Annotated in this window: 22 protein-coding genes; 12 read left to right on the plus strand and 10 right to left on the minus strand. The window is 71.4% G+C overall.

All coding sequences use genetic code 11. The annotated features are described in order from the left end of the window. Nucleotides 1–34 precede the first annotated feature (34 nt). The 3 genes from ABT137_RS10630 to ABT137_RS10640 form a co-directional block, all read right to left on the minus strand. Nucleotides 35–829 (minus strand): SURF1 family cytochrome oxidase biogenesis protein, encoded by a 795-nt coding sequence (locus ABT137_RS10630; protein WP_351705650.1) that lies wholly within the window; start codon nucleotides 827–829, stop codon nucleotides 35–37. Between the two features lie 49 nt (nucleotides 830–878). After that, nucleotides 879–1,112, minus strand: a complete 234-nt coding sequence (locus ABT137_RS10635) for a metallothionein (RefSeq protein WP_351705653.1) — start codon at nucleotides 1,110–1,112, stop codon at nucleotides 879–881. Nucleotides 1,113–1,223: 111 nt separating this feature from the next. After that, nucleotides 1,224–2,213 (minus strand): DEDDh family exonuclease, encoded by a 990-nt coding sequence (locus ABT137_RS10640; RefSeq protein ID WP_351705656.1) that lies wholly within the window; start codon nucleotides 2,211–2,213, stop codon nucleotides 1,224–1,226. A 274-nt stretch (nucleotides 2,214–2,487) separates the two neighbouring features. Between ABT137_RS10640 and ABT137_RS10645 the strand changes: the two genes are divergently transcribed. The 8 genes from ABT137_RS10645 to ABT137_RS10680 all read left to right on the plus strand — a co-directional run bounded on the left by ABT137_RS10645 (nucleotide 2,488) and on the right by ABT137_RS10680 (nucleotide 10,169). Continuing rightward, nucleotides 2,488–3,291 carry an acetoacetate decarboxylase family protein gene (locus ABT137_RS10645; protein ID WP_351705659.1) on the plus strand — a complete coding sequence of 268 codons (804 nt, stop codon included), beginning with the start codon at nucleotides 2,488–2,490 and terminating at the stop codon, nucleotides 3,289–3,291. Continuing rightward, nucleotides 3,291–4,175 (plus strand): SDR family NAD(P)-dependent oxidoreductase, encoded by an 885-nt coding sequence (locus tag ABT137_RS10650; protein WP_351705662.1) that lies wholly within the window; start codon nucleotides 3,291–3,293, stop codon nucleotides 4,173–4,175. The genes ABT137_RS10645 and ABT137_RS10650 overlap by 1 nt, the downstream gene beginning before the upstream one ends. Before the next feature lie 13 nt (nucleotides 4,176–4,188). After that, nucleotides 4,189–5,475, plus strand: a complete 1,287-nt coding sequence (locus ABT137_RS10655) for an amidohydrolase family protein (protein ID WP_351705665.1) — start codon at nucleotides 4,189–4,191, stop codon at nucleotides 5,473–5,475. Next, complete coding sequence (locus ABT137_RS10660) at nucleotides 5,472–6,698, plus strand: amidohydrolase family protein (RefSeq protein WP_351705668.1); 1,227 nt, start codon at nucleotides 5,472–5,474, stop codon at nucleotides 6,696–6,698. The genes ABT137_RS10655 and ABT137_RS10660 overlap by 4 nt, the downstream gene beginning before the upstream one ends. Before the next feature lie 45 nt (nucleotides 6,699–6,743). Further along, complete coding sequence (locus ABT137_RS10665; protein ID WP_351705671.1) at nucleotides 6,744–7,457, plus strand: VIT1/CCC1 transporter family protein; 714 nt, start codon at nucleotides 6,744–6,746, stop codon at nucleotides 7,455–7,457. Between the two features lie 100 nt (nucleotides 7,458–7,557). Beyond that, the gene (locus tag ABT137_RS10670) at nucleotides 7,558–8,424 is read left to right on the plus strand and encodes a sterol desaturase family protein (protein WP_351705674.1); all 867 of its coding nucleotides are present in this window, start codon (nucleotides 7,558–7,560) and stop codon (nucleotides 8,422–8,424) included. Then, on the plus strand, nucleotides 8,421–9,086 hold the full coding sequence (locus tag ABT137_RS10675) for a lysoplasmalogenase (protein WP_351705677.1): 666 nt from the start codon (nucleotides 8,421–8,423) through the stop codon (nucleotides 9,084–9,086). Before ABT137_RS10670 ends, ABT137_RS10675 begins: the two co-directional genes overlap by 4 nt. A 36-nt stretch (nucleotides 9,087–9,122) precedes the next feature. Continuing rightward, nucleotides 9,123–10,169 carry a zinc-dependent alcohol dehydrogenase family protein gene (locus ABT137_RS10680; protein ID WP_351705680.1) on the plus strand — a complete coding sequence of 349 codons (1,047 nt, stop codon included), beginning with the start codon at nucleotides 9,123–9,125 and terminating at the stop codon, nucleotides 10,167–10,169. Between the two features lie 51 nt (nucleotides 10,170–10,220). On the opposite strand, the gene ABT137_RS10685 is transcribed toward ABT137_RS10680, so the two are convergent. The 4 genes from ABT137_RS10685 to ABT137_RS10700 form a co-directional block, all read right to left on the minus strand. Beyond that, complete coding sequence (locus ABT137_RS10685) at nucleotides 10,221–11,222, minus strand: CopD family protein (RefSeq protein ID WP_351705682.1); 1,002 nt, start codon at nucleotides 11,220–11,222, stop codon at nucleotides 10,221–10,223. A gap of 111 nt (nucleotides 11,223–11,333) precedes the next feature. After that, nucleotides 11,334–12,776 carry a CoA transferase gene (locus ABT137_RS10690; RefSeq protein ID WP_351705684.1) on the minus strand — a complete coding sequence of 481 codons (1,443 nt, stop codon included), beginning with the start codon at nucleotides 12,774–12,776 and terminating at the stop codon, nucleotides 11,334–11,336. Between the two features lie 46 nt (nucleotides 12,777–12,822). Next, on the minus strand, nucleotides 12,823–14,364 hold the full coding sequence (locus ABT137_RS10695) for a S8 family peptidase (protein WP_351705687.1): 1,542 nt from the start codon (nucleotides 14,362–14,364) through the stop codon (nucleotides 12,823–12,825). A gap of 62 nt (nucleotides 14,365–14,426) precedes the next feature. Next, nucleotides 14,427–15,953: a S8 family peptidase gene (locus ABT137_RS10700; protein WP_351705690.1), complete on the minus strand. Its 1,527-nt coding sequence runs from the start codon at nucleotides 15,951–15,953 to the stop codon at nucleotides 14,427–14,429. Nucleotides 15,954–16,301: 348 nt separating this feature from the next. Here ABT137_RS10700 and ABT137_RS10705 point away from each other — a divergent pair, with 348 nt between their 5' ends. From ABT137_RS10705 to moaA, 3 genes are all read left to right on the plus strand, one after another. Further along, nucleotides 16,302–16,658, plus strand: coding sequence for a DUF485 domain-containing protein (locus ABT137_RS10705; RefSeq protein ID WP_351705693.1), 357 nt, complete (start codon nucleotides 16,302–16,304; stop codon nucleotides 16,656–16,658). After that, nucleotides 16,655–18,274, plus strand: coding sequence for a monocarboxylic acid transporter (locus ABT137_RS10710; protein WP_351705696.1), 1,620 nt, complete (start codon nucleotides 16,655–16,657; stop codon nucleotides 18,272–18,274). The genes ABT137_RS10705 and ABT137_RS10710 overlap by 4 nt, the downstream gene beginning before the upstream one ends. 154 nt (nucleotides 18,275–18,428) lie before the next feature. Next, nucleotides 18,429–19,418 (plus strand): GTP 3',8-cyclase MoaA, encoded by a 990-nt coding sequence (gene moaA, locus ABT137_RS10715; RefSeq protein WP_351705698.1) that lies wholly within the window; start codon nucleotides 18,429–18,431, stop codon nucleotides 19,416–19,418. 28 nt (nucleotides 19,419–19,446) lie between these two features. Here moaA and ABT137_RS10720 read toward each other — a convergent pair whose 3' ends face one another. Beyond that, the gene (locus tag ABT137_RS10720) at nucleotides 19,447–19,671 is read right to left on the minus strand and encodes a hypothetical protein (protein WP_351498496.1); all 225 of its coding nucleotides are present in this window, start codon (nucleotides 19,669–19,671) and stop codon (nucleotides 19,447–19,449) included. A 233-nt stretch (nucleotides 19,672–19,904) separates the two neighbouring features. Next, nucleotides 19,905–20,306, minus strand: coding sequence for a DUF3099 domain-containing protein (locus ABT137_RS10725; RefSeq protein ID WP_351705701.1), 402 nt, complete (start codon nucleotides 20,304–20,306; stop codon nucleotides 19,905–19,907). Between the two features lie 245 nt (nucleotides 20,307–20,551). Here ABT137_RS10725 and ABT137_RS10730 point away from each other — a divergent pair, with 245 nt between their 5' ends. Continuing rightward, nucleotides 20,552–20,830: a GlsB/YeaQ/YmgE family stress response membrane protein gene (locus ABT137_RS10730; protein ID WP_351705704.1), complete on the plus strand. Its 279-nt coding sequence runs from the start codon at nucleotides 20,552–20,554 to the stop codon at nucleotides 20,828–20,830. Between the two features lie 116 nt (nucleotides 20,831–20,946). Here the strand turns inward: ABT137_RS10730 and tyrS are convergent, their stop codons facing one another. Next, entirely contained in the window at nucleotides 20,947–22,215 is a 1,269-nt protein-coding gene (tyrS, locus tag ABT137_RS10735) for a tyrosine--tRNA ligase (protein WP_351705707.1), read from the minus strand. Between the last annotated feature and the right edge of the window lie 3 nt (nucleotides 22,216–22,218).

The following is a 22,218-nucleotide window of genomic DNA, read 5'->3' on the forward strand; positions in this document are numbered from 1 at the left end:
CAGGCCGTCCGCGTGACCGGCCGGCCCGGCGGTCTCAGACGGCGGCCGGTTCCGCTTCCGCGGCCGTCTCCTTCTCCGCCGCCTCCGCACGCGTGCGTGCCTCACGGCGGGCCAGCACGAAGAAGCCGTAGGGGACGCCCGCGGCGAACAGCCACCACTGGATCATGTACGCGTAGTTCAGCGGGGCGTCTTCCTTGCCCGGGTCGGAGATCTGCTCCGGGGTGTCGCCCTTGGGCTCGGGCGCCGTCTGCTGGATGTAGCCGCCGAGCACCTGCTTGCCGAGCCGGCGGGCCTGCTCCTCGCTGTTGATCAGCATGATCTGCCGGGCGGGCAGGCCCTTGAGGTCCTTGATGCCGCTCGCCGCGGTGGTCTCGTCGGGCATCAGCCGGCCCTGGACGGTGACCTTGCCGGCCGGCGGCGCCGGGATCTTGGGGAAGGCGGTCTGGCTCGGGCCGTCCGACGGGATCCAGCCCCGGTTGACCAGCAGCACCTTGCCGTCGGTCAGGACGAAGGGGGTGAGAACGTGATAGCCGACCTCGTCGTCGGAGTTGGTACGGCGGCGGACGACGACCTCGTCGGCGGTGTCGAAGGTGCCGGTCGCGGTGACGGTGTGGTACCGCTCCTTGCGCGTCACGGCGTGCCCCGGCTCGGTCACCTGCTCGACCGGCACCGGCTTGGCACCGAGGGCGTCGGCGACCAGCTGGTTGCGGGCGCTGCGTTCCTCGTACCGGTGCTTCTGCCAGAACCCCAGCCGGATCATCGTCGGGATCAGAAGCAGCGAGATGAGGGTGAGGATCACCCACTGCCGAGTCAACAGGAAGCGGTACACCCCACGACCGTACAACTCGGTCGTGGGGCGCGTTCGGGCGGGTACCGGGTCAGACGCGGTCGACGATGCCCGCCTTCCCGGCCTCGCGGGCGCAGTGGCCGCCGCAGAACCACTGGTTGTCCGCCTCGACGCCCTGGCCGATGATCGAGACCTTGCAGTGCTCGCAGAGCGGGGCCATGCGGTGGATCGCACAGGAGAAGCAGTCGAAGACATGGACCGCGCCCTGCGCGTGCACCTCGAAGGTCATTCCGTAGTCATTGCCGCAAACTTCACATTTCGCCATGCGCCACAGGGTGAGCGGTCGGCCGCGCGCGGGCGAGCGGGCGCCGGGCGAGTCGTACGGCAATCACCCGTCCGTACGGCCCGTGCGGACGGGTGTACGGCCCGCGCGCGGTCATTTCTCCGTGGCCGGCGCCACGTCCCGCAGCAGCTGCCCGAAGGCCGCCTCGTCGACCACCGGTGTCCCGAACTGGCGGGCCTTGAGGACCTTCGACGTGCCCGAGTCGGGGTCGTTGGTGACGAGCAGACTGGTGAGCCGCGAGATGCTCGTCGAGACGTGCAGACCGGCCTCGACGGCCCGGTCCTCCAGCAGCTCCCGCTCGACCGAGGTGTCCCCGGAGAACGCCACCCGCATGCCCTGCTGCAGCGGTCTGCCGTCCTCGTACCGTCCGGGGTTCGGGTGGGGGCACGCCGGCCGCCTGCGGGACGGCCGCCAGCTGTTCGGCCGGTAGCCGCCGAATCCGCCGCTCGCCTGGGGCCCGATCCGGGGCGTGTCCGACCACTCCGTCAGGGGGCGGCACTCGAGGAGCGGCAGCCGTACGTTGCCCGCCGCCGCGGCCCGCAGGCTGGGCCGGAACGCCTCCGCGAGCACGCGCGCGTCGTCCAGCGCGTGGTGCGCCCGCCGCTGCACGACACCGAAGTGCGCCGCCAGGGTCTCCAGTTTGTGGTTGGGCAGCGGCAGGTCCAGCTCCTTGGCGAGCGCGATCGTGCACAGCCGCTGCCGCACCGGGGCCTCGGCCTTCGCGCGCGCGTACTCCCGCGCGATCATCTGCCAGTCGAAGACCGCGTTGTGCGCGACCAGCACCCGGCCGTCCAGCCGGGCCGAGAACTCCTCGGCGATGTCGGTGAAGAGCGGCGCGCCGGCGAGCACCTCGCTCGTCAGGCCGTGGATCCACACGGGACCCGGATCGCGCTCGGGGTTGACCAGCGTGTACCAGTGGTCCTCGACCTCGCCGCGCTCGTCCAGCCGGTAGACGGCCGCGCTGATTATCCGGTCGTCCCGGGCCAGTCCGGTGGTCTCCACGTCGACGACGGCGTATCCCCTGGGATACGCGGCCGGCCACGGGGTGCCGGGGGACACTGCGGTCGTAGGGTCTTCGAGCATGGTCATTGAGGATACGGGCCCGCACCGACAGCCCGGTCCGTCAGGTCGCCCGCCGCAGCCGCCCGTTCGAATGTCCTGATGCCTCCGCCCTGACGCCTCGTCCTGCTGACGCTTCGTCCTCCTGATGCCTCGCCCGTCCCGACGGCTCGGCCCGTCGCACGGCCGTGGACTTTGTCCTGATTGCCCTTCGCGTGGCTATGGACCTTTTCGCCGCCCGGTGCAAGCGTGCACCCCGCCCGGAGCACGGACGGCCGACGGAAGGGCGGTACGGCGGATGGCACGCGTACGGTACGGCGCTCGGACCGATGCGGAGATCGCGGCCGCGCGCACCACGAAGCTCCCGGACGTCTGGTCCACCGGGGTGGTGGCCGTCTGGGAGACCGACCCGGACGCGGTCGCGGCCGTCCTGCCGCCACCGCTCAAGCCCACCGGCCGGCCGCTGGCCCGCGTCAGCATCAGCAAGGTCGAACTGCCCGGATACCCGCTCGGCGCGGGCTCGTTCGCGGTCGCCGCCGCGCACGGCACGGTCGAGGGCTGGTACCCGCTGGTCATGCCGATGACCCACGAGCGTGCTCTCACCGGCGGCCGCGAGGTCTTCGGCGAGCCCAAGAAGCTCGGCGAGGTGACCGTCGAGCGGGACGGCTCGCAGGTCCGCGCGGCCCTTGCCCGGCACGGCGTCGCCTTCGTCGAGGTGCGCGGCACGGCCGACGGCCCGCTGCCGCTGCCCGAGCCCGCCCCGAAGACCGACTTCTACTTCAAGTTCCTCCCGGCGGTGGACGGTTCGGGCTTCGACGGCGACCCGCTGCTGGTGCACTGCGTACGCGAGGAGAAGGTCCGCCGCCTGGAGCGCGTCACCGGGGAGGTGATCCTCCGTGAGTCGGCGTACGACCCGGTCGCCGACCTGCCGGTGCTGCGCCTGCTGGACCTCACCCTCGGCGAGAAGACCAGCGGCCAGCGCGGCCGGGTCGCCGAACGGGTTGACGCGCAGGCCCTGTTGCCGTACGTCCACCAGCGCTACGACGACCCGCGCCAGATCCACGACGCGCCGCCGGAGGAGCGCGAAGGGAGCGAGGCCTGATGGAACTCCGTGCCGGACAGGTCGCCGTCGTCACCGGCGCGGCGAGCGGGATCGGGCTCGCGATGGCCAGGAGGTTCGCCGCCGAGGGGCTGAAGGTGGTCCTCGCCGACGTGGAGCCGGCCGCCCTGGAGAAGGCCGCCGACGGTCTGCGCGCGGAGGGCGCCGACGCCCACGCGTGCGTGGTCGACGTCGGCGTCCGCGAACAGGTCCTGGAGCTGGCCGAGTCGGCCTACGACACCTACGGCGCGGTGCACGTCCTGTGCAACAACGCCGGGGTCGGCTCGGGCGCCGAGGGCCGCATGTGGGAGCACGAACCGAACGACTGGAAGTGGGCGTTCGAGGTCAATGTGTGGGGTGTTTTCAACGGTGTACAGGCTTTCCTGCCCAGGATGATCAAGTCGGGTCAACCCGGTCATGTGGTCAATACATCCTCCGGTGACGGCGGTATCGCCCCGCTGCCCACGGCCTCCGTGTACGCGGTCACGAAGGCGGCCGTCGTCACGATGACCGAGTCCCTGTACGCCCATCTCAGGGCGGAGCACGCGCGCGTGGGCGCCTCGGTGCTCTTCCCGGGGCCGCACATGCTGCGCACGGGCCTGTGGGAGTCGCACCGCAACCGCCCGGACCGCTATGCCAAGGAACGGCCGCGCCGGACGCCGTACCGCAGCCTCGACCAGTGGGAGACGGCGATGCGCGCGGCGGGCAAGGAGGTCGCCTTCACGCCCGTCGAGGAGGTCGCCGACTTCGTCGTGGCGGGCATCCGCGCGGACCGCTTCTGGCTGCTCCCGGAGAGCGGGCACAGCGACGCCCAGATCCGGGCGCGGGCGCGCTCGATGCTGGACCGGACGAACCCCTCGTACCTCGAAAGCTTCATCCTGGACTGAACAGGGGGCAGTGGTGACCGCGTACGACGACCCATACCTGATCATCTCCTCCGACTGCCACGCCGGGCTGCCCACCGAGGAGTACCGGCCCTATCTGGACGCCCGGTTCCACCGGGACTTCGACGAGTTCCTCGCCGGGCGGGAGCGCCGCCGGGAGGAGATGACCCGGCTCGGCATCCGCAACGAGGCGTTCGCGGCCAAGTGGTTCCAGGACAACGAGGAGGGGCTGCGCGGGGGCTGGGACGCCGCCCAGCGCGTGAAGGAGCTGGACGGCGACGGGGTGGCCGCCGAGGTGGTCTTCCCGGACGCCGACGCGGTCGACAGCCGGACCGCCGCGCCCTTCGGGGTCGGCCTCGGCCTGTCCGGGGACCACGACCCGGAGCTGGGCATGGCGGGCGCCCAGGCCCACAACCGCTGGCTGGCCGACTTCGTGTCCGAGCACCCCGAACGGCACTGCGGGGTGGCCCTCTTGCCGGTCACGGCCCCGACGGACCGGGTGGTCGCCGAGGTGTACCGGGCGAAGGAGTCCGGCCTCGGCGCCCTGATGATCCCCGCCATGTGGGTCGACAAGGAGCCGTACCACGACCGCCGTTACGACCCGGTCTGGGCCGCGGCGGCCGAGTGCGGGATGCCGGTCCTCACCCACTCCGGTGCGGCCCCGCGCCACGAGTACGGCGACCATCTCGGCATCTACGTCAGCGAGGTCACGTGGTGGCCGGCCCGCCCGCTGTGGTTCCTGCTCTGGTCCGGCGTCTTCGAACGCCATCCCGGACTGCGGTTCGGCGTCGCCGAGTCGGGCTGCTGGTGGCTGCCGAACCTGCTGTGGTTCATGGACCGCCTCTACCTCGGCGCGCACGGCGGCAAGAAACTCTCCCCCTTCGAGGAGCTGACCCGCCCGCCGCACGAGTACCTGGACCGGCAGGTCTTCGTCTGCGCCACCAACACCAAGCGCCGGGAACTCGCCCAGCGCTACGAGATCGGCGTCGACAACATCCTCTGGGGCAGCGACTTCCCGCACCCCGAGGGCACCTGGCCCGACACGCGCGCGTGGCTGCGCCGCACCTTCCACGACATCCCGGTGACCGAGACCCGCCGGATGCTCGGCCTCGCGGCGGCCGAGGCCTTCGGCTTCGACGTGGACCGCCTGACGCCGCTCGCCCGACGTATCGGCCCCACCCCGTCCGACCTCGGCCAGCCGGCCGACCAGGCGGCGGTGCAGGCGTCCTGGGCCCGCTCGCGCGAGGTGGGCCGCCACTGGCTGACCGACAACGACTTCCCAGTTCTGGGGGTGACGTCGTGAGCGACGACCGCTACACGGTGATCTCGGCCGACTGCCATGCGGGGGCCGACCTCCTCGACTACCGCCCCTACCTGGAGAAGCGCCACCACGACGACTTCGACGGGTGGGCAGCGACCTACGTCAACCCGTACGAGGACCTGCTCGCCGACTCGGCGGACCGGAACTGGAACTCCGCGCGGCGGCTCGCGGAGCTGGAGGAGGACGGGATCGTCGCGGAGGTGATCTTCCCGAACACCATCCCGCCGTTCTTCCCGTCCGGCTCGCTCATGGCCCCCGCGCCGACCGCGGCGGAGTTCGAGCGGCGCTGGGCCGGCCTGCGCGCCCACAACCGCTGGCTGGCCGACTTCTGCGCCGCCGCACCGGGGCGCCGGGCGGGCGTCTTCCAGATCCTCCTCAACGACGTCGAGGAGGCCGTGAAGGAGATCCGCCGGGCGGCCGGGGCAGGCCTGAAAGGCGGTCTGATGCTCCCGGGCACCCCGCCCGGCTCGGGCCTTCCCGAACTGCACGCGCGCGTGTACGACCCGATCTGGGCCGTCTGCGCGGAACTCGGCGTCCCCGTCAACCACCACGCGGGTTCCGCCTCCCCGCCGCTCGGCGACGAACCGGCCGCCCGCGCGGTCTTCATGGTCGAGACGACCTGGTTCTCGCACCGCGCGCTCTGGCACCTGGTCTTCGGCGGCGCCTTCCGCCGCCACCCGGACCTGAAACTGGTCCTGACCGAACAGGGTTCCGGCTGGATCCCCGGGGTCCTGGCCATGCTGGACTACTACCACGGCCGCCTGCTGGCGGCGGCGCAGGCGACGACCGCGGAGGCGAAGTTCGGGGTGGGCCTCGCGGCGGCGATGGGCAGGCCGCCCTCCGAGGTGTGGCACGAGAACTGCTTCGTCGGCGCCAGCTTCATGCGCCCGCACGAGGTGCCGCTGCGCGACCGCATCGGCCTGGACAAGATCATGTGGGGCAGCGACTACCCGCACGACGAGGGGACGTACCCGTACACCAGGGAGGGCCTGCGCTTCGCCTTCGCCGGCGTCCCGCGCGACGAGCTCGCGGCGATGCTCGGCGGCAACGCGGCCCGCGTGTACGGCTTCGACCTGGACCTCCTGGACCCGATCGCGGCGAAGGTGGGACCGACGGTGGCGGAGATCGCCGAGCCGCTGCCGGACCCGCCGGCGGACGCGACGAGCCCGGTGTTCGCGCGGGGCGCCTCGGTACGGGTCTGGTGACGTCGGTACGGCGCCCGTGGCCCCCGGGGTGCGATCCTCCCTGCTGTGACCGAACCTACGCACGACAACGAGGCCCACGGGGGAGCGCTCGGCTCCCGGCTGAACTGGCTGCGGGCGGCCGTACTGGGCGCGAACGACGGCATCGTGTCGACGGCGGGCATCGTCGTCGGCGTCGCGGGCGCCACCGCCGACCGGGGCGCCCTGCTGACGGCGGGCCTGGCCGGCCTGCTCGCCGGATCCATGTCGATGGCGGCGGGGGAGTACGTCTCGGTGTCCACCCAGCGCGACTCCGAACTCGCCGCACTGGCGCAGGAGAAGCGTGAGCTGAAGGAGCAGCCCGAGGCGGAACTGGAGGAACTGACCGAACTGCTGGAGCGCCGCGGCCTGTCCCGGGAGGTGGCCGGCGAGGCGGCGGTCCAGCTGACGGAACGCGACGCCCTGAAGGCCCACGCGAGCGTGGAACTGGGCATCGACCCCGACCAGCTGACCAACCCCTGGAACGCGGCCCTCGCCAGTTTCCTGGCGTTCACGGTGGGGGCGCTGCTCCCGCTGCTCGCGATCGTCCTGCCGCCCTCCGACTGGCGGCTCCCGGTGACGGTGTGCTCGGTACTGGCGGCGCTGGTCCTGACCGGCTGGGCCAGCGCACGCCTGGGAGCGGCCGCGGTGGGCCCGGCGGTGCTCCGGAACGTCCTGGGCGGGGCGCTGGCCATGGGGGTCACCTATGCGGCGGGGAGGCTGCTGGGAGCGATCGGGGTCTAGCCCGTTGGCGGAGATCGCCAACAAGCAAGCGCATACCACCGGTCATACTTGTGGGTAACAACGTCTAGCCGCGGCCGGCCGGCGGTTCTACGGTGCCCACATGCCGAACCTGCCCGATGTCGTGCTGTGGTCGATACCCGCCTTCGTGCTGCTCACCGTGATCGAGGTGATCAGCTACCGCATCCATCCCGACGACGATGCCGCCGGGTACCAGGCCAAGGACGCGGCCACGAGCATCGGCATGGGGCTGGGGTCGCTCGTCTTCGACTTCGTGTGGAAGATCCCGATCGTCATGATCTACATGGCGATATACGAACTGACCCCACTGCGTGTCCCCGTCCTGTGGTGGACGGTCCCGCTGATGCTGCTCGCGCAGGACTTCTTCTACTACTGGTCCCACCGCGGCCACCACGTCATCCGCATCCTGTGGGCCTGCCACGTCGTCCACCACTCCAGCAAGAAGTTCAACCTCTCCACCGCGCTGCGCCAGCCCTGGACCTCGCTGACCGTCTGGCCGTTCTACGTCCCGCTGGTGGCCGTGGGGGTGCACCCGGCCGCGCTCGCCTTCTGCTCCTCCGCCAACCTCGTCTACCAGTTCTGGATCCACACCGAACGCATCGACAAGATGCCCCGCTGGTTCGAGTTCGTGTTCAACACGCCGTCCCATCACCGCGTGCACCACGCCTCCCAGGGCGGCTACCTGGACCGCAACTTCGGCGGGATCCTGATCGTCTGGGACCGGCTGTTCGGGTCCTGGGTGCCGGAGGTCGAACGGCCCGTGTACGGGTTGACCAAGAACATCAACACGTTCAACCCCGTCAAGGTGGCCACCCACGAGTACGTCGCCATCGCCAAGGACATCAGGGCCGCGCGCAGTTGGCGGGAGCGGGCCGGGCGGGTGTTCCGGGGACCCGGCTGGGCGCCGGCGCCCGCCGTGGAGCAGGCCGAGGAGTCCGTGGCCGCGTGAGAGCGTCCCGGGAGCTGCTCGCCGCCTTCGCCCTCGCCGTCGTCCTCGACCTCGCCTGCCTGGCCGTCGGCTTCCGCACCGGGCATGTCGTCGCCAAGGTGCTCCTGATGCCCCTGCTCGCGGCGTCCGCCGCCCGCGCGGGCGCCCCGCGGCTCCTGGTCGCCGCCCTGCTGTGCGGCTGGGGCGGCGACGTCCTGCTCCTCTCCGACGCCGACCCCGCCTTCATGGCGGGCATGGCCTCCTTCGCCGCCGGACACGTCTGCTATCTCGTCCTCTTCCGCCGCCAGGGCCCGCCACACGCGCGTGCGCGTCTGCTCGCCCTCGCCTACGCCGCCGCCCTCGTCACCCTGGTCGCCCTGCTCTGGCCCGACCTGCCCACCGGCCTGCGCGTCCCCGTGGCCGGCTACAGCACCCTGCTCACCGCCATGGCGTACACCGCCGCCACCCGGCTCGGCCCTCTCGCCGGGATCGGCGGCGCGCTCTTCATGCTCTCCGACACGCTGATCGCGACCGGCGTCGCCGACTGGCCGCAGCTGCCACGACCCGACCTCTGGATCATGCTCACCTACGCGGCGGCACAGTTCCTGCTGGTCCGCGGCACCCTCGACGCGCGCCCCGCACCGGCCACGGCGTACCGTGAAGTGCGCTCGACCACCCCCTGAGCGCACCCACGCCACTGCACGAGAGGGACCCTCGCCATGCGCGCCACCACCATCCACGCCCCGTTCGACATGCGCGTGGAGGACGTGCCCGAGCCCGTGGTGCAGCTGCCCACCGACGCCGTCGTACGGGTGCTGCGCGCCTGCATCTGCGGCAGCGACCTGTGGGCGTACCGCGGCGAGGCGGCCCGGCAGCCGGGGCAGCGCATCGGGCACGAGTTCCTCGGCGTGGTCGAGGAGACCGGCTCCGAGGTGGGCACCGTGCGGCGCGGCGACCTCGTGGTCGCCCCCTTCATGTGGTCCGACGGCGTCTGCGACTACTGCCGCGAGGGCCTGACCACGTCCTGCGAGCACGGCGGCTTCTGGGGCGCCGTCGGGTACGACGGCGGCCAGGGCGAGGCCGTGCGGGTCCCGTTCGCCGACGGCACCCTGGTCCAGCTGCCCAAGGACGCCGCCTCCGACGACCACCTGCTCTCCGCCCTGCTGACCCTCTCCGACGTGCTCGGCACCGGCCACCACGCGGCCCTCGGCGCGGGCGCCCGGCCCGGCGCCACGGTCGCCGTCGTCGGGGACGGCGCGGTCGGCCTGTGCGCCGTGCTGGCCGCCAAGCGGCTGGGCGCCGAGCGGATCATCGCGCTGGGCCGGCACGAGGTGCGCACCGACATCGCGCGCCGCTTCGGCGCCACCGACGTCGTCGCCGAACGCGGGGACGCGGCCGTGGACGCCGTACGCGCACTCACCCGGGGTCAGGGCGCGCACGCCGTCGTCGAGGCCGTGGGCACCGAGCAGTCCATGCGGACGGCCGTCGAGATCACCCGTGACGGCGGCGCGATCGGCTTCGTCGGCGTCCCGCACGGCAGCGGCACTGGCCTGGACCTCGGCGTCATGTTCGACCGGAACATCGCCCTGCGCGGCGGTGTCGCCCCGGTCCGCGCCTACATCCCCGACCTGCTGCCCGACGTCCTCGACGGCACGATCGACCCGTCGCCGGTCTTCGACCTCACCGTCGGCATCGAGGGCGTGCCCGGCGGCTACAAGGCGATGGACGAGCGCACCGCGCTGAAGGTGCTCGTCACGAACGGCTGAATCCATGAACGACGGGTGTCGTTGACCATGTTGATCGGAGGGCCGTGTTGATCAAGTCCACCTGATCGGCAGCGGCAGCGCCGTCAGTACCCCCGACACCGCGACCACCACCCCCAGCACGGCCACCTCGGCCCGCGCGGGTACGTAAGCGGTCAGCGGATCGGCCGCCCGGCGCAGCCGGAACCGGGCCCACAGCGCGAGCACGGCGACGGCGGCGACGAGGATCACCTTGGCCAGCAGGGTGCGCCCGTACGCCGTCGTCGTCAGTTGGTCCAGGACCGTGTCCAGGGGCATCCGCCGCAGCGAACTCCACACGCCCGTCGCGGTGATGGCCGCGAGCAGTACGGCCGCCACGCGCGCGTAGAGGCCGAGCAGCGCAGCCCCGGCCTCCCGGCCGTGCCACCGGCGCAGCATGCGCAGCGCGTGCAGCAGACCGCCCACCCAGAGCGTCGCGCACGTCAGATGCACCAGGGTCAGCGCGGAGCCGAGCAGCGGGTTGGGCTCGGGCGCGGGATGGGCGCGCAGCGCCTCGGCGACGGCCACCGCCGCCAGCGGCCACACCTGGGCCGCCGGGCGGCGCGAGCGGGCGCACAGGCCGGCCAGCAGAAAGGCGTTGACCTCGATCAGCGCCAGCTTGCCGTCGCGCGACTGGTACAGGCCGCCCACGTCGATGTCGGCGAGCGAGCGCGGCACCAGGTTGCCCGTCGACACGACCGACGCGAGCCCCAGCGCGGCGACGAAACCGGCGCCGGCCGCGAACACCGCCCAGCCGGACGGCCGTTCGGGCGGCGCGTCCGGCAGCCGACGGGCCAGCCGGTCCACGAACAGCTCACCCGCGGGCACGCACAGGGCGGCGAACAGCACGCCGCGCAGCAGGGCGATACCGCCCACCCCGGGCGCCGCGGCCTCCCCGGTGCCCCGCAGCGCGACGGACGGCCCGAGCAGCGGTACCAGCGCGGCCACCGCCGCCAGCACCAGGACGGCGACGGCCCGCCAGGTCCCCGGGCGTCTCGCGGGGCCGCTCGCGGCCACCTCGGCGGTCGATCGTGTCAACGGCCCCCCTGATCTCCACCGGCCATGACAGAAGCGGGCAAGTACAGGAAAACAGCTGACGGAACGGCATACCACCCATTCGTACGTTTCCGGCCACCCTGGGGCGCGCGCTCACGCCCGGCGAGCCGGGTCCGGCCGCACCTCAGGCCCGGGCGGCTGTGCCCAACGGGCCGTATCCGCCCCCCACGGCACCGGCGGCCGCGCCCAGTCGGCCGGGCCGCCGGCGAAGGACAACGGCGGACGCGCGTACCGCAACCGCCCCAGCGCGCTGTCCGTCTCGGCGAGCCAGGCGTCCGGCCCCTCGTACGGCTCGCCGCCCTCCGGTCCGGACTCCATCCCGGCCTTCTCCTCCTCGATCTCCGCCATGAGCCACCGTGCGGTCCGCGCGAGGGCCAGCCGTACGAACCTGCTGCCGCCGTCGCGTGACTGCTCGGTCAGCGCCCGCAACACACCGGCCGCCAGCAGATAGCCGGTGCCGTGGTCCAACGCCTGCGCGGGCAGCGCGCCCGGCCGGTCCGGCTCACCCTCGATCTCCGCGATGCCGGTGGCGACCTGCACCAGGCTGTCGAAGCCGCGCCGCCCGCCCCACGGCCCGTACGCGCCCCACGCCGACACCTGGGCCACGACCAGCCCCGGCCGCCGCTCGGCCAGTGCCTCGGGGGAGAGCCCGAACCGGTCCAGGGCGCCCGGCCGGTAGCCGGTGACCACGACGTCCGCCGAGGCCAGCAGCTCCTCGAAGCCCGCCCGGTCCGTCGTCAGGTCGAGCGTCGCCGAGCGCTTCCCGAAGCCCGTGTCGGCGTGTTGGTCGGGGAGTTCGGGCAGCCACGGCGCGTCCAGGCGCAGCACGTCCGCGCCCAGCAGCCCGAGGGTGCGGGTGGCGACCGGGCCGGCGAGGACCCGGGTCAGGTCCAGGACGCGCAGCCCGGCGGCGGGCAGCAGGGGAGTGGCGTCGGCGTCGAGCGGCGGGAGCACGCGCGCGTGCGCCGTGTCCAGGCGGCCCCGCTCGACGAGGGGGCGCGCGGCCACCGCGACCGCCTGCTCGTGCCCGGCCCACTCCCCGGGCGAGCGCAGCGCCACAGCGAGTCCGCCGACGGCGTAGACCGCGTCCTCCACCTCCAGCGCGGGCCGCGCGGCGATCCTGGCCGCGACCTCCTCCGGAGAGGCGTTCTCCGGCAGGCCGAGCGCGCTCAGCAACCGAGCTCCGTGGTGGGGGTAGTTGGCGTGCGTACGCACCCACCCGCCCGCCGCACGCCAGAACCGGGACAGCGGGGCGAACTGCACCGGCGCCCGCCCGTCGACCAGCAGGTGCCGCTCGCTGGTGAACGCCGTCGCCACGGCCCCGTCGTCCACCCGGACCCGGGGCACCTCCGCGGCCCCGGTCCGCCGTGCCCCCAGCTCGGCGGCGGCCAGCGCGCACACGCCGACGCAGGCGCGGGCGAGCTGCCGCACCGGAAGGTGCGCCGGGAGCGTGCCCGTGCGCGTCACGGTCGTGACCCGCGCGGGCAGCGACGGATCACCGCCCAGCGCGGACCACGCGTACTTGATTCCAGTCATGACTGTACTATGCATTATTGACTGGATCAATATATGTACTCCAGAGCTACCTGGTCACCGCCGCCAGTGCGTCGGCCGTGCCCCAGCCGTAGAAGCCGTTGTGGTTCTTGGAGCCCTCGCACACCGCGTCGATCTTGCCGTCTCCGTTGATGTCGTACGGGTCGGTGCACGGCGTGGCGGTCGCCTCGGCGTACAACAGGGCCTTCACCAGGGCGGCGGAGGCGTGCGGATGGGTTGACTTGATCAATGCGGCGACGCCGACGACGTGCGGGGTCGCCATCGACGTGCCGGCCATGTAGCCCCACTTGCCGCCCGGCAGTGGGCCCAGGATCAGGCCGCTGGTCGCTGGGGGTTCCGGCGCCTGGTAGGCCGTGGAGTCGCCGCCGGGCGCGGCGATGTCGATGACCCCGAGGCCGTAGTTGGAGAACGACGACTTGAGGCCCTTCGCGCCGGTGGCCGCGACCGTGACGACGCCCGGCAGCTGGGTCGGTATGTCGAAGCACTTGTGCGGGTCGATCACCCGGTCGACGGGCGTGCCGTCGTTCGGCGAGACCGGGTCGGTGATCGAGTGGGAGGCCAGGTCGTAGCTCTCGTTGCCGGCCGCCGCGACGTTGACCGTGCCCTTCCGCTCCGCGAACTGCGAGGCCCGGGTGATGGCGTCGACGAGCGCCTTCTGGTCCGGGTCGTCGGTGCAGTTGAAGTACCAGGGGTCGGTGTAATAGCTGTTGTTGGTGACGTCGATGTGGTGCTCGGCCGCCCAGACGAAGCCGCAGACCACGGCCTCGGTGTAGAAGTACCCGGCAGTGGTGGCGACCTTGATGCCGGCCACCTTGACGCCCGGCGCCACGCCGGTGATGCCGATCCCGTTCTTGGCCCCGGCGATCTCGCCCGCCACGTGCGTGCCGTGCGGGCTCTCGGCGGCGGTGGGCCGCCAGGCGCCGTAGGTCGTGTCCGGCTTGCCCGTGACGCAGTTGGTGGACTGCGCGGCGGAGAAGTTGGGAGCGATGTCCGGGTGGGTGTCGTCGACGCCCGTGTCGATGACGGCGACGGTGACCTTCGAACTGCCCAGGGTCTTCTCGTGCGCCTTGTCCGCCTTGATGGCCGGCAGGTCCCACTGCAGCGGCTCCAGCGGGTCCTGCCCGTCGGTCGCCTGTGCGTCCGCCGCCGAGACCTGCTCGGAGGTCAGCACCTCGGGTGTGCCGACGTCGGTGGTCGACTGGGCGGGCAGCGGCGCGTTGCGGGTGTTCCCGGCCGAGTCGACGCCGGGCACCTTGCGGATGATCTTGGCGAAGTCGGCGTTCGACGAATGGACGACGATCACACCGATCTCGTCGTACGCGATCACCACCGAACCGCCGGCCTGCTCGATCGCCTTCTGGACGCGTTCGGAAGTGCGGTGTCCGGGACGGACGTTGACGACGTAGCTGAGGGACGTCGGGTCACTGGCAGCGGCCGCGGAGGCGGCCGCGGACGTGCCGGTGTCGGCTGCGGACGCCGAGACGTTGGGCAGGAAGGCGAGGGCCGTGGCCATGGCCATGCCGAGCGGGAGGGCGAGGACGCGACGGTAGCGCTGCTGGGGCGCGGTCATCTGAGGTCTCCAGTTCGTTCGCGGAACGGGCATGCCGTGCGGGAGGTCCTGCTCTGCGGTGACTACTTGACCGCGCGGAGCGCGTCGACGACACCGGAGCCGTAGAAGCCGTTGACGTGCTTGCCGCCCACACAGGTGGCGTCGACGACGCCGTCGCCGTCCCCGTCGTACGGGCCGGCCGGGCAGCCCGGGTTGTCCGCCTCGGCCTTCAAGAGGGCCAGCAGCTGGGCCGGAGTGGCGTGCGGGTGCGTCGACTTCAGCAGCGCGGCCACGGCGGCCACGTGCGGGGACGCCATCGAGGTGCCCTGGAGGAAGCCGTACTGGTCGTTCGGCAGGGTGGACAGGACGCGGCCGTTCTTCGACGGCGTGTCCGGGATCTGGTACTTGTCGCCGCCCGGGCCCGCCACGTCGATGACGCCCTGGCCGTAGCTGGAGTAGTACGACTTCGTGTTGTCGACGCCTACCGCGCTCACGGTGACCACACCGGGCAGCTGGGTCGGGACGTCGAAGCACTCGTGCGGGTCGACCGTCCGGGCGGTGGCCGTCGAGTCGTCCGGGCTGGAGTCGTCCGTGAGGGCGTGCGAGTCGAGGTCGTCGTTGGAGTTCCCCGCCGAGGCCACATTGAGAGTGCCCTTGCGTTGGGCGTACAGCTGCGCCTTGTTGACCGCGTCAACGATGGCACGTTGATCGGGGTCGTCCATGCAGTTGTACAGCCATGGATCGACGTAGTAGCTGTTGTTGGTGATCTCGATGCCGTGGTCGGCGGCGAAGACGAAGGCGCAGACGACGCTCTCCGGGTAGAACAGTTGCGTCGAGTCGGGCTGAGCCACGGTGATGCTCGCGACCTTCACGCCGGGTGCCACGCCGGCCACGCCGATCCCGTTGCGGGCGGCGGCTATCTCACCGGCGACATGGGTGCCGTGGTAGTGGGCGGCGTCCGCCGGCCGCCAGGCGCCGTACGTCGTGTCCGCCTTGCCGCTCACGCAGTTGGCGGACTGCGCGGCGGAGAAGTTCGGGGCGATGTCCGGGTGGGTGTCGTCGACGCCGGTGTCGATGATGCCGACCGTCACCGAGCGGCTCCCCGGGTTGATCGCGGCGGCCTTGTCGGCACCGATCGTCCGCAGGTCCCACTGGTCGGCCTCAAGGGGCTCCTGGCCCGCGGTCGCCCGCTGCTCGGCCTTCGCGGCCGCCGCCTTCGACAGGACCTGTACGGCACCCTCGTCCGTGGTCCCCGCCGCGCTCAGCGCGGCCGTCCGGGTGGCGCCGGCCGACTGCACCCCGCGCACCGCGCGCAAAGCCGTGCCGAACTCCGGGTTCGCCGAGTGCACGACGATCACGCCGATCTTGTCGTACGTCGCGATGATCGTGCCGCCGTTGCGGGTGACCGCCCGCTGCACCGACTCGATGGTGCGATGGTCCGTCCTGGTGTTGACGACGTAGGCCAGGTTCGGCCCGTCCGCCGACTGTGCGGCCCGCGTGGCCAGCGGGGCCGCGGAAGCCACCGCCGGCACCAGGCCGAGCGAGGCGGTCAGCGACAGGACGACCGGGACGGCGAGCGCCAGCCCGGGTCTGGAACGCAGATGAGCCATGGGGTCTCCACATCATCCGGAACATCAGCCGAAAGACATCAACCGAAACGGGCCCGCCCAGGACGCGAGTGGCGCTTGGGCAGGTACATGACGGGTGGTGCAGGGCCGAAGCTATCTCCCGCACTCACCGGCCAGCAATGACCGGAGGTGACTTGCGCCGACGACTTCCGAAAGAACTCGGGCGAGTTGAACCTGCCCACGCGTGGCGCCGTGACCTTGAGGAGGGAGCCACAGCAGGATCGAGGCCCCCTGTCGGAATCACGCACCGGAGTCACATCACGACTCCGCGTGTGTGGTCCACATGTCTGTGAGGTCAGAATCCGCATGTCCGTATCGCGAGGAGACTCCGTGGCTACCGAGACACCACCGCCCTCGAAAACGCAGACCCGGCACCCCTCCGGCGAGGAGTTCGCCGAGGTGCAGCAGAGTCCGGAGTTCGCCGAACTGCGGCACTCCTACCGCTCCTTCGCCTTCCCGCTGACCTTCGCCTTCATCGCCTGGTACCTGCTGTACGTCCTGCTCTCCAGCTACGCGGACGACTTCATGGGCACCAAGGTCGTCGGCAACATCAACGTGGCCCTGGTCCTCGGCCTCGCCCAGTTCCTCACCACGTTCCTCATCGCCTGGTGGTACGCCCGGCACGCCGCCGCCAAGCTCGACCCCAAGGCCGAGGCCATCAAGTCCCGGATGGAGGGCGGCGCATGAGCCCCGCGATCACGCTGGCGGCCGGTGAGGCCAGTGAGCACCGGACGCTGATCATCACCCTGTTCGCGGTGTTCGTCGCCGCGACCCTCGTCATCACCGTCTGGGCGGGCCGCCAGACCAAGGACGCCGCCGACTTCTACGCGGGCGGCCGCCAGTTCACCGGCTTCCAGAACGGCCTCGCGGTCTCCGGCGACTACATGTCCGCCGCGTCCTTCCTCGGCATCGCCGGCGCCATCGCCCTGTTCGGCTACGACGGCTTCCTGTACTCCATCGGCTTCCTGGTCGCCTGGCTCGTCGCCCTGCTCCTGGTCGCCGAGCCGCTGCGCAACTCCGGCCGCTACACCATGGGCGACGTGCTGGCCTACCGCATGCGCCAGCGCCCGGTCCGCACCGCCGCCGGCACCTCGACGATCGTCGTCTCGATCTTCTACCTGCTGGCCCAGATGGCGGGAGCGGGCGTCCTCGTCTCCCTCCTCCTCGGCATCACCAGCGACGGCGGCAAGATCGCCATCGTCGCCCTGGTCGGCGTCCTGATGATCGTCTACGTCACCATCGGCGGCATGAAGGGCACCACCTGGGTCCAGATGGTCAAGGCCGTGCTGCTCATCGCGGGCGCCCTGCTGCTGACCTTCATGGTCCTGGCCAAGTTCCACTTCAACGTCTCCGACCTGCTCGGCAAGGCCGCCGACAACAGCGGCAAGGGCGCCGCCTTCCTGGAGCCCGGCCTGAAGTACGGCGCCACCGGCACCAGCAAGCTGGACTTCCTCTCCCTCGGCATCGCCCTGGTCCTCGGCACCGCCGGACTGCCGCACATCCTGATCCGCTTCTACACCGTGCCCACCGCCAAGGCGGCCCGGAAGTCGGTGTTCTGGGCGATCGGCCTGATCGGCGCCTTCTACCTGATGACCCTCGCCCTCGGCTTCGGCGCGGCCGCGCTGATCAAGCCCGACGAGATCATCGCGTCCAACAAGTCCGGCAACACCGCGGCCCCCCTCCTCGCCCTCCACCTGGGCGGCGTCGACTCCAACTGGGGCGCGATCCTGCTGGCCACGATCTCGGCGGTGGCCTTCGCGACGATCCTCGCGGTGGTGGCGGGCCTCACCCTGGCGTCCTCGTCGTCCTTCGCGCACGACATCTACGCCAACGTCATCAAGAAGGGCCAGGCCACCGAGAAGCAGGAGATCAACGCGGCCCGGTACGCCACCGTCGGCATCGGCGCCGTCTCCATCCTCCTCGGCGCCCTCGCCCGCGACCTGAACGTCGCCGGCCTGGTCGCCCTGGCCTTCGCGGTCGCCGCCTCCGCCAACCTGCCGACCATCCTCTACAGCCTCTTCTGGAAGCGGTTCACCACCGCCGGAGCCCTCTGGTCGATCTACGGCGGCCTGGTCACCGCGGTCGGCCTGGTGCTGTTCTCGCCGGTGGTGTCCGGCAAGGAGACGTCGATGTTCCCGGGCGTCGACTTCCACTGGTTCCCGCTGGAGAACCCGGGCATCATCTCGATCCCGGTCGGATTCCTCCTCGGCGTCGTGGGCACTCTGCTGTCCAAGGAGGCCCCGGACGCCGCCAAGTACGCGGAACTCGAAGTGCGGTCCTTGACCGGCACCGGAGCGCACTGAGCTTCGTACGACTGGCCGCGTCGACAGGATCATAGGATCCTACGACGCGGCCGCGTCGTACCTCGTGGTATCAGGCCTCTCCCGATGTCAGTGCTGTCACGTAGGCTCACAAGTGACAGCAAGGATCTGATCCGGAACGAGGGAGGGGGCCCGCGTGCTCATCGACACCTATGGCCGAGTGGCAACCGACCTGAGAGTCTCGCTGACCGACCGGTGCAACCTGCGCTGTACGTACTGCATGCCCGAGGAGGGCCTGCAGTGGCTGGCCAAGCCCGACCTGCTCACGGACGACGAGATCGTCCGGCTGATCGACATCGCCGTCCGCCTGCTGGGCGTCGAGGAGGTCCGCTTCACCGGCGGCGAGCCGTTGCTGCGCCCCGGCCTGGTCGGCATCGTCGAGCGGGTGGCGGCCCTGGCCCCCCGCCCCCGGATGTCCCTGACGACCAACGGCATCGGCCTGCGCCGTACCGCGACGGCCCTCAAGGCGGTCGGCCTGGACCGGGTCAACGTCTCCCTGGACACCCTCCGCCCGGACGTCTTCAAGACCCTGACCCGCCGCGACCGCCACCAGGACGTCCTCGACGGCCTTCAGGCCGCCCGCGACGCCGGTCTCACCCCGGTCAAGGTCAACACGGTCCTGATGCCCGGCCTGAACGAGGACGAGGCCCCCGACCTCCTCGCCTGGGCGGTGGCCCACGGCTACGAGCTGCGCTTCATCGAGCAGATGCCCCTGGACGCCCAGCACGGCTGGAAGCGCGACAGCATGGTGACGGCCGGGGACATCCTCGCCTCCCTCCGCACCCGCTTCGACCTCACCCCCGAGGGCGCGGACGACCGCGGCTCGGCCCCCGCGGAGCGCTGGCTGGTCGACGGCGGCCCGCACCGCGTCGGCGTCATCGCCTCGGTCACCCGCCCGTTCTGCGCGGCCTGCGACCGCACCCGCCTCACGGCCGACGGCCAGATACGGACCTGCCTGTTCGCGCGGGAGGAGACGGACCTGCGCGGCGCGCTCCGCTCGGGCGCGCCGGACGAGGAGATCGCCCGCAGGTGGCGGCTGGCGATGTGGGGGAAGAAGGCGGGGGCGGGACTGGACGATCCGCAGTTCGTGCAGCCGGACCGGCCGATGTCCGCGATCGGCGGCTAGCCGGGTCCACCCGGCCTGCCCGGCCTTTCTATCCGTCCTGCTCAGGTGATTCGGGCGATTCCCACTCCCGCAACAGCACGACGTCCTTCAGGAACCCCCGCACCCCCAGGAACTGCGAGAGGTGCTCCCGGTGCTCCTCACACGCGAGCCAGGTCTTGCGCCGCTCCGGTGTGTGGATCTTCGGGTTGTTCCACGCCAGCACCCACACCGCGGCGGCGCGACAGCCCTTCGCCGAACAAATAACGTCACTCACGACTTCGTCTCGCACTGCTTCGTCTCGCAAAAAAAGCCCCGTAAACAAGGCGACGCCGAGCAGCCACGGGGGGAGCTGCCCGGCGTCGGTCCGTCGCTCCGACGGGGGATGCGGAGCGCGTACGCAGTATGTCACGGGTCACCCTTGGCCCGGCACTGGAACTGCACGATAGATCTGAGCATTTCTTGAGCTTCGGGCGGAACCGCCACCCGTCCGCGCGGCGTCCATGATGCTCAGACCGACTCCGGCCGCTCGCCGCTCACGGCCCCTGCCGCCGGATCCGCCACCACGTCCTCCGGGACGGATTCCGCCTGCGTCTCCTCCGCCCGCGGCGGCGCGATCATCAGCCGGGTGGGCGCGACCCCGAAGGTCGACGGAAGCGACGGCGGCCGCTCCCGTCCGGCGTTGGCGATGACGACGGCGACATAGGGGAGCAGCGCCCCGAGCACCAAGGCCACGACGGCGACGTACCGTTCGACGTTCCACAACGTCACCGCGAGGATCACCGACATGGTCCGGATGCCCATCGAGATGACGTACCGTCGCTGCCGGCCGCGTACGTCCTCCGCCAGGCCGGTACGGGCTCCGGTGATCCGGAACACCTGGACGTTGCCGTCGCCGCGCTGCTTCCGCATCACATTCCACCATCCGCCCGCATCGGACTCTCCCCGCCCCGTACCCGGTCCGCACCCCCTCGGGGAACCGGTCCAGGACCCTTCCCACGGTACGCCGCGCCTGCGCTGCCTTCGAGACCGGGTCGCCCTCCCGCCTGCGTGAACGCCCTGCGCCGTAGCGCGTACGGGCGTACCGACATGCGCCGTACGGCGTACGGGCCGAGACTTGGCGTAATGCTCACGTCGAGCCGTACGAGGAGGCAGTCATGGGCTGGTTGTGGGCGATCATCGTGGGTTTCGTGCTGGGCCTGATCGCGAAGGCGGTCATCCCGGGCAAGCAGCACAGCCCCCTGTGGCTGACGACCATCTTCGGCATCCTGGGTGCCATCGCCGGCAACGCGATCGCCCGCGCGGCGGGCGTGGCGGAGACGAGGGGCATCGACTGGACCCGTCACCTGTTCCAGCTGGTGGCGGCGATCATCATCGTCTTCCTGGGCGACATGGCGTACACGGCGACGCTGGGGAAGCGGAAACAGCGCATCTGAAGGTCCCGTACTTCACGACGCCCCCGAGCCGAAGCGCCCCGAAAGGGGCGCGGGGAACTGCGCGACCAGCCACGACGAACCCGCGGCCGACAACGCACCCCGCACCCCAACGGCGCTCAGGAACCGACGACCTCCACGGCCGCCAGGTTCTTCTTCCCCCGCCGCAGCACCAGCCACCGCCCGTGCAGCAGTTCCGCAGGAACCGGCACCGCGTCCTCGGCGGTCACCTTCACGTTGTTCACGTAGGCCCCGCCCTCCTTCACGGTCCGCCGCGCGGCGGACTTGGAGGCCACCAGCCCGACCTCGGCGAACAGGTCGACCACCGGACCCAGCTCGGCGACCTTGACATGCGGCACCTCGGACAGCGCCGCGGCCAGCGTCCGGTCGTCCAGCTCCGCCAGCTCGCCCTGCCCGAACAGCGCCCTGGACGCCGCGATCACCGCGGCGGTCTGGTCGGCCCCATGGACGAGCGTCGTCAGCTCCTCGGCCAGCGCCCGCTGCGCGGCCCGCGCCTGCGGACGCTCCTCGGTCTGCTTCTCCAGCTCCTCGATCTCCTCATGAGACCTGAAGCTGAAGATCCGCAGGAACTTGGAGACGTCCCGGTCGTCAGCGTTCAGCCAGAACTGGTAGAAGGCGTACGGCGTGGTCATCTCCGGGTCGAGCCAGACCGTGCCGGACTCCGTCTTGCCGAACTTGGTGCCGTCGGCCTTGGTGATCAGCGGTGTGCCCAGTGCGTGCACCACGGCGTCGGGCTCGACCTTGTGGATCAGGTCGGTGCCCGAGGTGAGGTTGCCCCACTGGTCGCTGCCACCGGTCTGCAGCGTGCAGCCGTACCGCCGGTACAGCTGGAGGAAGTCCATGCCCTGGAGGATCTGGTAACTGAACTCCGTGTAGCTGATGCCCTCCTGGGACTCCAGGCGCCGGGCCACGGCTTCCTTCGCGATCATCTTGTTCACGCGGAAGTGCTTGCCGATGTCACGCAGGAACTCGATGGCCGACAGGCCCTGCGTCCAGTCCAGGTTGTTGACCATGACCGCCGCGTTCGGACCCTCGAAGTCCAGCAGCGGAGCGATCTGGGCGCGCAGCCGCTCGACCCACTGGGCGACGACCTCGGGGGCGTTGAGCGTGCGCTCGGAGTTCGGCTTCGGGTCACCGATCAGGCCGGTGGCACCCCCGACCAGGCCCAGCGGGCGGTTCCCCGCCTGCTGGATCCGGCGCATCGTCAGGATCTGCACGAGGTTGCCGAGGTGCAGGCTGGGCGCGGTCGGGTCGAAACCGCAATAGAACGTGACGGGACCGTCCGCGAACGCCTTGCGCAATGCGTCCTCGTCCGTGGAGAGGGCGATGAGCCCCCGCCACTTCAGCTCGTCGACGATGTCCGTCACGGT

The sequence above is a fragment of the Streptomyces sp. NPDC001980 genome (genome assembly GCF_040296885.1).
In the GTDB taxonomy this organism is placed as follows: Bacteria; Actinomycetota; Actinomycetes; order Streptomycetales; family Streptomycetaceae; genus Streptomyces.